Below are 12,979 nucleotides of genomic sequence, written 5' to 3' on the forward strand. Positions count from 1 at the left end.
CCCGTCCGTCCGCCACCCACCCGCTCTGGAGTCTGTCCGTGATCTCCGCCTCCGGTATCGAGCTGCGCGCCGGTGCCCGCATCCTCATCGAGAACGCCACCTTCCGGGTCGCCAAGGGCGACCGCATCGGTCTGGTCGGGCGCAATGGCGCCGGGAAGACCACCCTCACCAAGGTCCTGGCCGGCGAGGGTATGCCCGCCGGGGGCACGGTGACCCGCTCCGGCGAGGTCGGCTACCTGCCCCAGGACCCGCGCACCGGCGACCTCGACATGCTCGCCCGCGACCGTGTCCTGTCCGCGCGCGGTCTGGACGTACTGATCCGCAAGATGCGCGACAACGAACAGCGCATCGCCGTCGGAAAGGGCGCCACGCGCGAGAAGGCCCTCAAGCAGTACGAGCGCCAGGAGACCGAGTTCCTCACCAAGGGCGGCTACGCGGCCGAGGCGGAGGCCGCCACCATCGCCGCCGCGCTGAATCTGCCCGACCGGGTGCTCGGCCAGCCGCTGCACACCCTCTCCGGCGGTCAGCGCCGCCGTATCGAGCTGGCCCGGATCCTGTTCTCGGACGCCGACACGCTGCTGCTGGACGAGCCGACCAACCACCTCGACGCCGACTCGATCGTCTGGCTGCGCGACTATCTGCGCACCTACCGGGGCGGCTTCATCGTGATCTCCCACGATGTCGACCTGGTCGAGACGGTCGTCAACAAGGTGTTCTACCTGGACGCCAACCGGTCGGCGATCGACATCTACAACATGGGCTGGAAGCTGTACCAGCAGCAGCGCGAGGCGGACGAGAAGCGCCGCAAGCGGGAGCGGCAGAACGCCGAGAAGAAGGCCGCCGCGCTCAACGCGCAGGCCGACAAGATGCGCGCCAAGGCCACCAAGACGGTCGCCGCGCAGAACATGGCCCGCCGCGCGGAGAAGCTGCTGGCCGGTCTTGAGGACGTCCGCCAGTCCGACAAGGTCGCCAAGCTCCGCTTCCCGGAGCCGTCCCCCTGTGGCCGGACCCCGCTGATGGCGGAGGGCCTGTCGAAGTCGTACGGGTCGCTGGAGATCTTCACCGATGTCGACCTGGCGATCGACAAGGGCTCCCGGGTCGTGATCCTGGGTCTCAACGGCGCGGGCAAGACCACGCTGCTGCGGCTGCTCGCGGGCGTCGAGCAGCCGGACACCGGCGGCGTCGTCCCCGGGCACGGCCTCAAGGTCGGCTACTACGCGCAGGAGCACGAGACCCTCGACGCGGACCGCACGGTCCTGGAGAACATGCGGACGGCCGCCCCCGACATGGATCTGGTCGAGGTCCGCAAGGTGCTCGGCTCGTTCCTGTTCTCCGGGGACGACGTGGACAAGCCCGCGCGGGTGCTGTCCGGCGGCGAGAAGACCCGGCTCGCCCTCGCCACCCTCGTGGTGTCGTCGGCGAACGTGCTGCTGCTCGACGAGCCCACCAACAACCTCGACCCGGCCAGCCGTGAGGAGATCCTCGGCGCCCTGCGCACCTACAAGGGCGCGGTCGTCCTGGTCACCCACGACGAGGGCGCCGTGGAGGCGCTCCAGCCGGAGCGGATCATCCTGCTGCCGGACGGCGTCGAGGACCTGTGGGGCGCCGACTACGCGGATCTGGTCGCCCTGGCCTGATCGAATGGATGATCCACAGGGATGATCCACAGGGTATGGATCATTCGGCCCATCGGTGATCCACCATCTGTGTGAGATCTCCTCGTACCGGGGTGTGTCCCCTCGTCCTGTCACGGCGGAGCCCCGCGCGCCCGGGGCTCCGCCGTTGTGCGCTGCTGACCTGGACCTTCGCGGGGGAACCCGTCGGGCGCCGGAGACCCCGCCTCATGGAATTCACGATTCCGGTTGTGGGGATGTGCTCCTGTCGTCACGACGCTGTCGCACGGACCTTGCCGAATGGGTGGCCATGAAGCCCCGGAGGGGTGATCATGAGGGGACCAGAGCGCACTTCCCATGAGGAGGCACGGGTGGCCGAGACTCTGAAGAAGGGCAGCCGGGTAACCGGCGCCGCGCGCGACAAGCTCGCGGCAGACCTGAAGAAGAAGTACGACGCCGGTGCGAGCATCCGGGCGTTGGCCGAGGAGACCGGCCGCTCGTATGGCTTTGTGCACCGGATGCTGAGCGAGTCGGGCGTCACGCTCCGTGGGCGTGGCGGGGCTACACGGGGCAAGAAGGCTCCCTAGGCCCGGACCCGGGCGGTCCATCGGCTCCGATGGCGGACACCCGGTCGGTCGGCCGATCGGCCGGGTGGTTACTGTGCAGTCACTTACGAGTGCCGCAGTACGGCACTCCTCGTCGACCGCACCCCTCGGAGGCCCCGTATGGCTTCGTCCGACCCGGCTGTCGATCCGGTGACCGCACCGGTCACCGATCCGGCTCATGACACCACTCATGACCACAACGGTCCGGTTCTGGACCAGGACGGCGTACGGCTCACCGTGGACGGCCCGACCGCCACGGTGACGCTCACCAACCCGGCCAAGCGCAACGCGCAGAGCCCCGCTCTGTGGCGCGCGCTGACCGCCGCCGGGCGGGCACTGCCGGGCACCGTGCGCGTGGTCGTGCTGCGCGCCGAGGGCATGTCCTTCTCGGCCGGGCTCGACCGGCAGGCGTTCACGCCCGAGGGCTTCGACGGCGAACCGTCGTTCCTCGACCTCGCACGCGGCACCGACACCGCACTGGACGCTGTCATCGCCGAGTACCAGGACGCGTTCACCTGGTGGCGGCGCAGCGACCTGATCTCCGTCGCCGCCGTCCAGGGACACGCCATCGGGGCGGGCTTCCAGCTCGCCCTCGCCTGTGATCTGCGCGTCGTCGCCGACGATGTGCAGTTCGCCATGCGCGAGACCAGCCTCGGCCTGGTCCCCGACCTCACCGGCACCCATCCGCTGGTCGGCCTTGTCGGCTACGCCCGCGCGCTGGAGATCTGTGTGACCGGACGCTTCGTCCAGGCCCCCGAGGCCGAACGGATCGGGCTGGCCAACCTCGCCGTCCCCGCCGACCAGCTCGACGCCGCCGTCCAGGACCTGGCAGCCGCCCTGCTGGCCGCGCCGCGCGACGCGGTCATCGAGACCAAGGCCCTGCTCCAGAGCGCGCACCAGCGGTCCTACGAGGCCCAGCGCACCGCCGAACGCCAGGCCCAGGCGAGGCGGCTGCGGGATCTGGCGGGGCTGGGGGAGTAGGGGGGCAGGGGGCCAGGAGGCAGAGGGAAGGGAGCGGCGGGGGCGCCGCGTGGTGCGTTCGCGTGGTGCGTTCGCGTGGGGCGGACGATCAGGTGGTTGAGTTCGGACGATCAGGTGATCACGTGCGAACGATCAATCGATCGGCTGATCGTTCGATCAATCGGTCGTTCGATCAGCCGACGGCTGTCACCAGTACCGCGACCGACGGATGGCCGGGCAGCGCCCGCCCCACCGCCGAACGCACCTGCCGGGCCACCTCCACGGTCCGATGCTCCCGGTCGACCGCGATCTCCACCCGGACATGACGACGGGGCACGGCCTCGGCGCCGGTGTCCGTTCGATCGGCGGACTGATCGATGTGCACCGCCCGGCCGAGCCCGCCGAGCCGTCCGGTCAGCCCCGTGACACCTGGGACGGCCAGGGCGGCGGTCGCGACCCGTGCTTCGTCGGTGGCACCGCCGTCCGGCTCGCCGCCGGGCGCCGCCTCCCGGCCGCCGGTCCGCGGCACCTGTCCGTCCTCGCTGCTCTCCTCACCCTCACCCTTGCCCTCGCCGCCGCCCGGCCGTGACTCCGACGGCCGTACGGACGACGAACCGTCCCTGTCACCCGTAGCGGCCCGCTCCCCGGACTCGTCCAGGAGCGCCGTCACCCGCAGATCGATCTCCGTGACGGTCAGGCCCAGCCGCCCCGACGCGGCCTCGCCCAGGGCGTCGCGCAGCCGGGCGGCGACCGTCGGCAGTGGCTCGACCGCCGTGGCGGAGAAGTCGGCCGTCACCCGCAGTGGGCCGGGCGGCAGCGCGCTCGGCGGGGCCGGTACGACCGGCTCCTGGGCCGGGCCCGGACCGGCCGGGGCGATCCGCAGCGCACCGAGCCGCGCACCCGCCATGTCCCGCACCGCCCGGCGCAGCGCGTCCGCCGCCGCGTCCTCCGTGATCCAGGCGCCGTCACGCGCGCCGCCCAGCGGCAGCAGCCTGCCGAGACCCACCTGTCGCCGTACCACCCGCGCCCACTGCTCCGTCATTGCTCCAGCCTGCCGCATTCCCGGCGCGCCATCGCGCAACCCCGCTTACGGTGGTCGAAGGGACGACGATCGAACGATCGGAACGATCGAAAGGGACGTACGGCGATGACGGACACGACGGACCGGAACCGGGCCCAGGGCGCCGACAGCGACACCGACACGCCCGTACAGCCACGCAAGACCACCAGGCGCGGCGGCGGGGACCCCGCGACACGCGGGCGGACCACCATCGCCGACGGGGTCGTCGAGAAGATCGCCGGACTCGCCGCGCGGGACGTCATCGGTGTGCACGCCATGGGCAGCGGTCTCAGCCGGACGTTCGGCGCCGTGCGCGACCGGGTGCCCGGTGGCTCGAAATCGGTCAGCCGTGGAGTGAAGGCCGAAGTGGGCGAGGTACAGACCGCCCTGGACCTGGAGATCGTGGTCGACTACGGCGTGTCGATCTCCGAGGTGGCCCGCGATGTGCGGGAGAACGTGGTGGCCGCCGTCGAGCGCATGACCGGGCTCGAAGTGGTCGAGGTGAACATCGCGGTCAGCGACGTGAAGCTGCCCGACGAGGAGGACGAGGAGCCGGAGCCCCGGATTCAGTGACCCGCCGGGTACCGGACGAACGCACCGCTGAGGGGAGCGCAGGATGAGCATGGCCGTGGTCGGGATGATCGCGGGGATGGCGCTGGGGTTCGCCGGGTACTTCGGCGGTTTCGGTGCCTTTCTGCTGGTGGCGGCCCTGGGCGCCATTGGTTTCGTGGCCGGCCGGTTCCTGGAGGGCGATCTGGAACTGGGCGACTTCTTCCGCACGCGTGACGACCGCCGGCGGTGACGCCGGTGACCGGTGGGACCGGAACGGGGCGGTCGGGCGGCACCCGGTCCGGGGAACCGCCCCATGACCCCGACGGCGACCGTGAACCCGCCTCCCGTGGCGCGCATGAGGGCGCCGGGCACGCCGCGCCGGACGCCGGTCCGCGCGTGCCCCCCGCCGAGCGCGGAGCCACCCGGATCGCCGACCGCGTAGTCGCGAAGATCGCCGCGCAGGCGGCATGCGAGGCGATCGGACCGCTGCCCGAGGACGCGGCCCGTCCGCACGCCACCGTCGTGATCCGGCCGCAGGCCCAGGGCCCCGGACAGGCGCCCGTGGAGGCCGCCGACATCCGCCTCCACCTCGAACTCGGCTACCCCGTCGACATTGGCGCCCGCTGCCGCGCGGTGCGTCGCCATGTCGTGGAGCGGGTAGGCGCGTTGGTGGGCATGGAGGTCCCGGAGGTCGCCGTCGAGGTGGAGCGGCTGCATCCGCCGGCGGGACGCGGCGCACAGGGAAGGACGCGATGAGCGAGTCCCAGGAGCCCGAGAACACCACCAAGCGGCTCCCGGTCCTGGAGAAGGACGCCGGACCGGGCAGCGACGCCGCCCCGCGCGGGCACGGCCTCGACCAGTCCGCGTCGGCCGCCGCATACGACCCGCCTCCCGTGCTCGACGGCGACGGCGGCGACCAGCGCCGCTTCTGGTCCGCCCGGCGCGTCCCCGCCGCCCTGACCGCCCTGATCCTCCTCGGCCTCGCCGGGCTCTTCCTGTACGACATCGCCGCCGTGCGTGCCGGGCACTCCGCCATGAGCTGGCGCCGCGAACTGGCCACACAACTCGCCGAACGCCCCCTGGACGACACCTGGGTCCTCACCGGCGCCGGTGTCGCCGCTGCGCTCGGACTGTGGCTGGTCGTTCTCGCCCTGACCCCCGGCCTGCGCACGGTGCTGCCCATGCGCCGCGTCCACCCCGACGTCCGCGCGGGCCTGCGCCGCGACGCCGCCGCCCTCGCCCTGCGCGACCGCGCCATGGAGGTGTCCGGCGTGCAGTCCGTCCGGGTGCGGATGCGCCGCCGACGCGCCGACGTCCGCGCGGTGTCCCACTTCCGCCCCCTGGACGACGTACGGACCGATCTCGACACCGTGCTCGGCGACGCCGTCCGGGGCCTCGGGCTCTCCCGGCCGCCCGCACTCGCCGTACATGTCCGCCGTCCCGGCCGGAAAGGGTGAGCGCGGTGCTCAGAACCGTCAACCGGGTCCTGCTCGGCCTCCTCGGCCTCGTCCTGCTCGTCTTCGGCGGCTCCGTGCTCGCCGTCGGCCTCGGTGTGCAACCGCCGTCCTGGTGGATCTACGACGGTCCCGACGACGTGCTGCTCAGCGAGGCCCGCCGCACCCGCTGGCGGGCGGACGGCTGGTGGTGGCCCGTCGTCATCGCCGTCCTGGCGGTGCTGTTGCTGCTGGCCCTGTGGTGGCTCGCCGCGAACCTCCGCCGCCGTCGGCTCGGCGAGGTGCTGGTGGACACCGGCGACGGCGAGAGCGCCCTGCTGCGGGGGCGCGCGCTGGAACAGGCGCTGGCCTCCGAAGCCGCCGACCTGGACGGCGTGGACACCGCCCATGTCGATCTCCGGGGCCGCCGCACCGCCCCGGAGGCGCGGGTGCGGCTGCTGCTGGAGCCTCATGTGGACCCCGGGACGGCCCTGCACCAGCTCACCACCGGGGCGCTGGCCCACGCCCGGGACTCGGCGGGACTGGCGGCGCTTCCGGCGGAGGTCCGGCTCGACGGGGTCAAGCATCGTGCGGAGCGGGTGAGCTGAGGCGGGTGGGGGAACGGTGGGGTGGGGCGGGGTTAGGCGGCTGAGGGAACGGTGGTGGGGCGAGGTGTCGTGGCGCGAGGAGTGACGGGGGAGAGGTGACGAGGTGGGGCGGGGCGGGGGAGCTGAGTTCTCGCCGCCCATGTGGCGCCCGCCGTGCCTGCCGCTCCGGTGCCGTCCCTGCCGGTGGGTGCCTCCCTGCCGCCCTGGCAGCCCCCCTCGCGCCCCAGCCCCCTCCCGTTGCCCTACGGGCGGTCAGAAGCCGTGCAGCGCGCCGCCGTCGATGCTGAGCATGACGCCGGTCACGTAGGACGCGGCCGGGGACAGCAGAAACGCTCCGGCCCGGCCGAACTCCTGTGCGGTCCCGTACCGCCGCAGCGGGATCCGCGCCTCGTGCGCCGTGCGGGTCGCCACCGGGTCGGCGGACAGCCCGTCCAGCTCACGCACCCGGTCCGTGTCGATGCGGCCCGGCAGCAGTCCGACCACCCGGACGCCGCGCGGCCCCAGTTCGTCCGCCAGGCCCTTGGCGAACCCTGCCAGCCCCGGCCGCAGCCCGTTGGAGATGGTCAGCCCCGGGATCGGCTCGTACACCGACGACGACAGCACGAATCCGATCACGCCCCCGTCGGACAGCTCACCGGCCGCCGCGCGGGCCAGCCGTACCGCGCCCAGGAACACCGAGTCGAACGCCGTCCGCCACTGCTCGTCGGTGGTGTCCGCCACGAACCCGGCGGGCGGTCCGCCGACGCTGACCAGCATCCCGTCGAATCCGCCGAACCGCTCCCGCGCGGTGGCGATCAGCCGCTCCGCGGCGGCCGGGTCGGCGTTGTCCACGGCGACCCCGGCCGCGTTCGCCCCCAGCGCGTCCGCCGCCTCGGCGACGGTCTTCCCGTCGCGCCCGGTGACGACCACCTTCGCGCCGTCGGCGACCAGTTCCCGCGCGACCGCGTGGCCCAGCCCGCGCGTCGCCCCGGTGACGATGTACACCCGGTCCTTCAGTCCAAGATCCATGGCCCCTATGGTGCCCCGCCGTTCCCGAAGAGCGCGAGCGCCGAGTTCACGAGCCCGATGTGACTGAACGCCTGCGGAAAGTTGCCCAGATGACGGCCCGTGCCCGGATCGCACTCCTCGGCCAGCAGACCGACGTCATTGGTGAGCGACACCAGCCGTTCGAACAACTCGCGCGCCTCCCGTGTACGGCCCGTCATGTGGAGCGCGTCCACCAGCCAGAACGAACAGACCAGAAAGGCTCCTTCGCCCCCTGGCAGCCCGTCCACGCCCGTCCCCTCGGTGCTGTACCGGCGCAGCAGCCCGCCATGGTCCAGCTCCGCGCGGACCGCGTCCACGGTGCCGATCACCCGCGGGTCGTCCGGCGGCAGAAAGCCCACGCGCGGGATGAGCAGCGCGGAGGCGTCGAGGTCCTGGGAGCCGTAATACTGCGTGAACGTGTTCCGCGCGGTGTCGTATCCGCGCTCGCACACCTCCCGGTGCACCTCGTCCCGCATCGCCCGCCAGGCGTCCAGATCACCGTCCAGCTCCGGCTTCGCCTCCAGAGCGCGCACCGCGCGGTCGGCGGCCACCCACACCATCACCTTGGAGTGCACGAACTGCTGCCGCTCGCCGCGCACCTCCCACAGCCCCTCGTCCGGCTGCCGCCACCGGTCGATCAGCCACTCCATGAGCGCGCTCTCCAGCCCCCACATGTCCGGCCTCGTCTCCAGCCCCTCGTGCCGGGCCAGTCGCAGCGAGTCCAGGACCTCGCCGTACACGTCCAGCTGGAGCTGGTCCACGGCGTCATTGCCGATCCGTACCGGCGCGGACGCGGCGAACCCGGTGAGCCAGGGCACCTCCATCTCCGGCAGCCGCCGTTCGCCCGCCAGCCCGTACATGATCTGGAGATCGGCCGGATCACCAGCCACCGCGCGCAGCAGCCAGTCGCGCCACGCCACCGCCTCCTCCTCGTAGCCGACCGCGAGCAGCGCGCCGAGGGTGAGCGTGGAGTCGCGCAGCCAGCAGTACCGGTAGTCCCAGTTGCGCACCCCGCCCGGGTCCTCCGGCAGGGACGTCGTGGGCGCCGCCACGACACCCCCGGTCGGCTTGTACGTCAGCGCCTTGAGGGTGATCAGGGACCGCAGTACGGCCTCCCGGTGCGGGCCCTGGTACGTGCACCGCGCGGTCCACGCCTGCCAGTCGTCCACGCTGGCGCGCAGCGCCTGGAACGGGTTGGTCAGCGGCGGACGCGGCTCGTGCGAGGGATGCCAGGTCAGCACGAACGCGACCCGCTCACCCGGCCCGACGGTGAACTCCGAGTGCGTACCGAAGTCCTCGCCCCAGGTCCGCACCGGCGGCTCGCTGCGCAGCCACACCGAGTCCGGGCCCGCCGTCGCCACCCGGTGGCCGCCGGACTTGCGCATCCACGGCACGATCGACCCGTAGTCGAAGCGGAGCCGCAGCGTGCTGCGGACCGTGACCCGTCCCCGCAGCCCTTCGACGACCCGTACGAGGTCGGGCGCGCGGTCGCGCTGCGGCATCAGGTCGGTGACCCGCACCGCGCCCTCGTCCGTCTCCCACTCGGTGTCCAGGACGAGCGTGCCGGGACGGTAGCCGCGCCTCGCGCAGCGGCCGGTGGCCCCGGCGGGGGCGATGCGCCAGTGGCCGTTGTCCTCGTCGCCGAGGAGCTTCGCGAAGCAGGCGGCCGAGTCGAAGCGGGGCAGGCACAGCCAGTCGACGGAGCCGTCCGTGCCCACCAGGGCGGCGGTCTGCTCGTCGCCGATCAGGGCGTAGTCCTCGATGCGGTTGGCACGCCCGGGGTCGTCCCCGGCCGGGCCCCGCGCGGGGGTGTCGTTGGGCGGGTGCACGGCTTCCGGGTTCCCGGCCGGGCGTGTCGGCAATCGGGAGTGGGGGCCGGGCGGGTGACGGGGGCGGGGTCTCTGCGTGCCTGATGTGTCGGCGTGGCGCGTGCCGTGGGGCACGGGGCGGGGCGTGCCGGGCGTGTCGTGTGCCAGGGGGGCGGATCGGGGGTGTCGGTGGGTGTCGGTGGGTCTCGATGGACGCCGAAGGGCGCGGGTGGGCGCCGGTGGGCGTGTCGTGTGCGCTGTGGGCGCTACACCCCGGCGGGCTCCGGGTCCTCGCTCTGTTCCACGTCGGCCGGGTCCTTGCGGTCGCGCTTGTCGCGGGCCTCCCGGCGTACCAGGATCACCCAGCCGACCGGTACGGCGGCGGCGAACAGCCACCACTGGATGGCGTAGGCGTAGTTCAGGGCGGCGTTCTCGTTGCCGGGCTTTCCGATGAGCTGCGGTGTGTCGCCCTTGGGCTCGGGAGTGGTCAGCACCACATAGCCGCCGAGCACCCGGGCGCCGAGCCGGTCGGCCTCCTGCGCGCTGCTGATCAGCATGATCTGCCGATCGGGCAGCCCCTCCAGGTCCTTGATCCCGCTCGCCTCGGTCGTCTCGTCGGGCATCAGCCGCCCGGTGACGGTGACCTCACCGCTCGGCGGCGCCGGAACCTCGGGGAACGCGGTCTGGCTGGGCCCGTCGGCGGGGATCCAGCCCCGGTTGACCAGCATCACCTTGCCGTCCGCCAGCACGAAGGGCGTCAGGATGTGGAAGCCGACCTCCTCGTCGGCGTTGACCCGCCGTCTGACGACGACCTGCCGTTCGGTGTCGAAGTGACCGCTGGCGGTCACCGTGCGGTACCGCTCGTCCCTGGTGATCGTGTGCCCCGGGGACGTCAGCTGCTCCACCGGCACCGGCGGGGCGCCGAGCGCGTCGGCGACCAGGTCGTTGCGGGCGGTGCGCTCCTCGTAGCGGTGCATCTGCCAGAAGCCCAGCTCGATCATCGTCGGGATGAGCGCGACGGAGAGCAGGGTCAGCAGAATCCACTGCCGAGACAACAAGAAGCGGTACACCCCACGACCGTACCTCTCGGTCCACGGCGGGCCGTGCGCGGGGTGGGGAGCCCTGTCGGTCTGATCACTCCCGATCGTTCGCTCCCGTTCGCTCAGAAGCGCTCGACGATGCCCGGACCGTCCGCCGCGCGCGCACCGCGCGTGCCCCCGTACCAGTGGCCGTCGACCGTCACACCACGCCCGAACATGAAGAGTGGCCCACCGGGCACGGGGAACAGCGGCCGGGCGAGTCGCGCACCCTCACCCGTCCGTACGGTCCCTCTGTGGTCACTGCTCCGACGACGGCTCCACGTCCAGCAGCAACTGCCCGAACGCCGCCTCGTCCACCACCGGTGTGCCGTACTGGCGTGCCTTGATCACCTTCGACGTCCCCGAGTCCGGGTCATTGGTGACCAGCAGGCTCGTCAGCCGGGACAGGCTGGTCGCCACATGCAGCCCGGCCTCGATCGCCCGGTCCTCCAGCATCTCGCGCTCCACGGAGGTGTCCCCGGAGAACGCCACCCGCATGCCCTGCTTGAGCCGCCCGCCGTCCTCGTAGCGCCCCGGATTCGGGTACGGGCACGCGGGCCGCTTCCGGGACGGCCGCCAGGTACCCGGCCGATAGCTCCCGTAGCCCGCTGGTCCGCCGCCCGAGCCGCCCGCCTGCTGCCCGATGCGCGGCGTCGGCCGGTCCGACCACTCCGTCAGCGGACGGCACTCCTGCAACGGCAGCCGGACCCCGCCCTCGGCCGCGGAACGCAGACTCGGCCGGAATGTCTCCGCGAGCACCCGCGCGTCGTCCAGCGCGTGATGCGCCCGCTGCTGCACCACGCCGAAATGCGCGGCGAGCGACTCCAGTTTGTGGTTGGGCAGGGGCAGGGCCAGCGCCTTGGACAGCGCGATCGTGCACAGCCGCTGACGCACCGGCGGCGTCCGCTCCGCGCGCGCGTACTCCCGCGCGATCATCTGCCAGTCGAAGACCGCGTTGTGCGCCACCAGGACCCGGTCCTCCAGCCGCCGCCCGAACTCCTCGACGACCTCCTGGAAGAGCGGCGCCGAATCGAGCTGATCGGTCGTCAGACCGTGGAGCCACACCGGTCCCGGATCGCGCTCCGGGTTGACCAGCGTGTACCAGTGGTCCTCGACCTCCCCGCGCGCGTCCAGCCGGTAGACCGCCGCGGAGATTATCCGGTCGTCCCGGGCCAGTCCGGTCGTCTCCACGTCGACGACCGCGTACCCCGTCGGATACGCGGCCGGCCACGAAACGGGCAAAGGCCCTGCGGTCGTACGGTCTTCGAGCATGGTCATTGAGGATACGGGCCCGGACTGACAGTGCGTCGAGTCGCCCCACGCCCCCCAGGCCCGCGTCACGGGGCCCCGCCCCCGCGCGTGAGCCCCGTTCCCAAGGCCGGGCACATGTACGGGAGTTCACCGCGCGGCCCCTTCTCCGGCCCCACCTGGGACAAGCGCCCGGCTCCGCCGGATCGCCCCCGGCGCGCACGAGTCGGTACGCGCGTGCGCCCGCCCCGGGTGCGATCCTCGCGGTGTGACACAACCAACCCACGACGAGGCCCACGGCGGCGCGCTCGGTGAGCGGCTCAACTGGCTGCGCGCCGCGGTGCTCGGCGCCAACGACGGGATCGTGTCCACGGCCGGCATCGTCGTCGGTGTGGCGGGCGCCACCGGAGACCGCGAGGCCCTGCTGACCGCGGGCCTCGCCGGACTGCTCGCCGGATCGATGTCCATGGCGGCGGGGGAGTACGTCTCGGTGTCCACCCAGCGTGACTCCGAGAAGGCCGCGATCGCCCAGGAGAAGCGCGAACTGCGCGAGCAGCCGGAGGCGGAACTGGAGGAGCTGACCGACCTGCTCCAGCGGCGCGGTCTGTCCCGGGAGGTGGCGCGCGAGGCCGCCGTCCAGCTGACCCGGCGCGACGCGCTCAGGGCGCACGCGAGCGTCGAACTGGGCATCGATCCCGATCAGCTGACCAACCCGTGGCACGCCGCCTGGGCCAGCTTCCTCTCCTTCACCGTGGGCGCGCTGCTGCCGCTGCTCGCGATGGTCCTCCCGCCGGCCGACTGGCGACTGCCGGTCACCGTGGCCTCGGTGCTGGCCGCGCTGGTGCTCACGGGCTGGAGCAGTGCACGGCTCGGCTCCGCCGACCCCCGGCGGGCGGCGCTGCGCAATGTCGCGGGCGGCATCCTCGCGATGGGCGTCACCTATGCGGCCGGGACACTGCTGGGAGCGACGGGCGCGTAAGCGGCGCG

The 12,979-nt window shown here is 72.7% G+C and carries 14 protein-coding genes; 9 read left to right on the forward strand and 5 right to left on the reverse strand.

Translation table 11 applies throughout. The annotated features are described in order from the left end of the window. The first annotated feature begins 38 nt into the window (after positions 1 to 38). From AB0D49_RS31220 to AB0D49_RS31230, 3 genes are all read left to right on the forward strand, one after another. Complete coding sequence (locus AB0D49_RS31220; RefSeq protein ID WP_362763826.1) at positions 39 to 1,637, forward strand: ABC-F family ATP-binding cassette domain-containing protein; 1,599 nt, start codon at positions 39 to 41, stop codon at positions 1,635 to 1,637. Between the two features lie 347 nt (positions 1,638 to 1,984). Next, the gene (locus AB0D49_RS31225) at positions 1,985 to 2,200 is read left to right on the forward strand and encodes a helix-turn-helix domain-containing protein (RefSeq protein WP_355735174.1); all 216 of its coding nucleotides are present in this window, start codon (positions 1,985 to 1,987) and stop codon (positions 2,198 to 2,200) included. Between the two features lie 138 nt (positions 2,201 to 2,338). Then, positions 2,339 to 3,199 (forward strand): enoyl-CoA hydratase/isomerase family protein, encoded by an 861-nt coding sequence (locus tag AB0D49_RS31230; protein ID WP_362763830.1) that lies wholly within the window; start codon positions 2,339 to 2,341, stop codon positions 3,197 to 3,199. A 172-nt stretch (positions 3,200 to 3,371) separates the two neighbouring features. Here AB0D49_RS31230 and AB0D49_RS31235 read toward each other — a convergent pair whose 3' ends face one another. Continuing rightward, entirely contained in the window at positions 3,372 to 4,220 is an 849-nt protein-coding gene (locus AB0D49_RS31235) for a nucleopolyhedrovirus P10 family protein (protein WP_362763833.1), read from the reverse strand. Between the two features lie 105 nt (positions 4,221 to 4,325). On the opposite strand from AB0D49_RS31235, the gene AB0D49_RS31240 reads away from it, so the two are divergent. From AB0D49_RS31240 to amaP, 5 genes are all read left to right on the forward strand, one after another. Then, the gene (locus AB0D49_RS31240) at positions 4,326 to 4,811 is read left to right on the forward strand and encodes an Asp23/Gls24 family envelope stress response protein (RefSeq protein WP_362763835.1); all 486 of its coding nucleotides are present in this window, start codon (positions 4,326 to 4,328) and stop codon (positions 4,809 to 4,811) included. Between the two features lie 43 nt (positions 4,812 to 4,854). Next, the gene (locus AB0D49_RS31245) at positions 4,855 to 5,040 is read left to right on the forward strand and encodes a hypothetical protein (protein WP_133048226.1); all 186 of its coding nucleotides are present in this window, start codon (positions 4,855 to 4,857) and stop codon (positions 5,038 to 5,040) included. Positions 5,041 to 5,186: 146 nt separating this feature from the next. Further along, positions 5,187 to 5,546, forward strand: a complete 360-nt coding sequence (locus AB0D49_RS31250; RefSeq protein ID WP_362763990.1) for an Asp23/Gls24 family envelope stress response protein — start codon at positions 5,187 to 5,189, stop codon at positions 5,544 to 5,546. Then, complete coding sequence (locus AB0D49_RS31255) at positions 5,543 to 6,247, forward strand: DUF6286 domain-containing protein (protein WP_362763840.1); 705 nt, start codon at positions 5,543 to 5,545, stop codon at positions 6,245 to 6,247. Before AB0D49_RS31250 ends, AB0D49_RS31255 begins: the two co-directional genes overlap by 4 nt. Beyond that, the gene (amaP, locus tag AB0D49_RS31260) at positions 6,244 to 6,831 is read left to right on the forward strand and encodes an alkaline shock response membrane anchor protein AmaP (RefSeq protein WP_362763842.1); all 588 of its coding nucleotides are present in this window, start codon (positions 6,244 to 6,246) and stop codon (positions 6,829 to 6,831) included. The genes AB0D49_RS31255 and amaP overlap by 4 nt, the downstream gene beginning before the upstream one ends. 252 nt (positions 6,832 to 7,083) lie before the next feature. On the opposite strand, the gene AB0D49_RS31265 is transcribed toward amaP, so the two are convergent. The 4 genes from AB0D49_RS31265 to AB0D49_RS31280 all read right to left on the reverse strand — a co-directional run bounded on the left by AB0D49_RS31265 (position 7,084) and on the right by AB0D49_RS31280 (position 12,016). After that, positions 7,084 to 7,839, reverse strand: coding sequence for an SDR family oxidoreductase (locus tag AB0D49_RS31265; protein WP_362763845.1), 756 nt, complete (start codon positions 7,837 to 7,839; stop codon positions 7,084 to 7,086). A gap of 5 nt (positions 7,840 to 7,844) precedes the next feature. Further along, on the reverse strand, positions 7,845 to 9,620 hold the full coding sequence (locus AB0D49_RS31270) for a glycoside hydrolase family 15 protein (protein WP_362763993.1): 1,776 nt from the start codon (positions 9,618 to 9,620) through the stop codon (positions 7,845 to 7,847). A gap of 311 nt (positions 9,621 to 9,931) precedes the next feature. Continuing rightward, positions 9,932 to 10,735: an SURF1 family protein gene (locus AB0D49_RS31275; RefSeq protein ID WP_362763846.1), complete on the reverse strand. Its 804-nt coding sequence runs from the start codon at positions 10,733 to 10,735 to the stop codon at positions 9,932 to 9,934. 267 nt (positions 10,736 to 11,002) lie between these two features. After that, on the reverse strand, positions 11,003 to 12,016 hold the full coding sequence (locus AB0D49_RS31280; RefSeq protein WP_362763848.1) for a DEDDh family exonuclease: 1,014 nt from the start codon (positions 12,014 to 12,016) through the stop codon (positions 11,003 to 11,005). A gap of 244 nt (positions 12,017 to 12,260) precedes the next feature. On the opposite strand from AB0D49_RS31280, the gene AB0D49_RS31285 reads away from it, so the two are divergent. Beyond that, positions 12,261 to 12,971, forward strand: a complete 711-nt coding sequence (locus AB0D49_RS31285) for a VIT family protein (protein WP_362763851.1) — start codon at positions 12,261 to 12,263, stop codon at positions 12,969 to 12,971. The last annotated feature ends 8 nt before the right edge of the window (positions 12,972 to 12,979 follow it).

It is taken from the genome of Streptomyces sp. NPDC048290, from assembly GCF_040652095.1.
Lineage (GTDB): Bacteria > Actinomycetota > Actinomycetes > Streptomycetales > Streptomycetaceae > Streptomyces.

Coding starts and splice junctions, on each gene's coding strand:
- AB0D49_RS31230 (WP_362763830.1), top strand. CDS start 2,339: ATGGCTTCGTCCGACCCGGCTGTCGATCCGGTGACCGCACCGGTCACC.
- AB0D49_RS31235 (WP_362763833.1), bottom strand. CDS start 4,220: ATGACGGAGCAGTGGGCGCGGGTGGTACGGCGACAGGTGGGTCTCGGC.
- AB0D49_RS31240 (WP_362763835.1), top strand. CDS start 4,326: ATGACGGACACGACGGACCGGAACCGGGCCCAGGGCGCCGACAGCGAC.
- AB0D49_RS31245 (WP_133048226.1), top strand. CDS start 4,855: ATGAGCATGGCCGTGGTCGGGATGATCGCGGGGATGGCGCTGGGGTTC.
- AB0D49_RS31255 (WP_362763840.1), top strand. CDS start 5,543: ATGAGCGAGTCCCAGGAGCCCGAGAACACCACCAAGCGGCTCCCGGTC.
- AB0D49_RS31265 (WP_362763845.1), bottom strand. CDS start 7,839: ATGGATCTTGGACTGAAGGACCGGGTGTACATCGTCACCGGGGCGACG.
- AB0D49_RS31280 (WP_362763848.1), bottom strand. CDS start 12,016: ATGCTCGAAGACCGTACGACCGCAGGGCCTTTGCCCGTTTCGTGGCCG.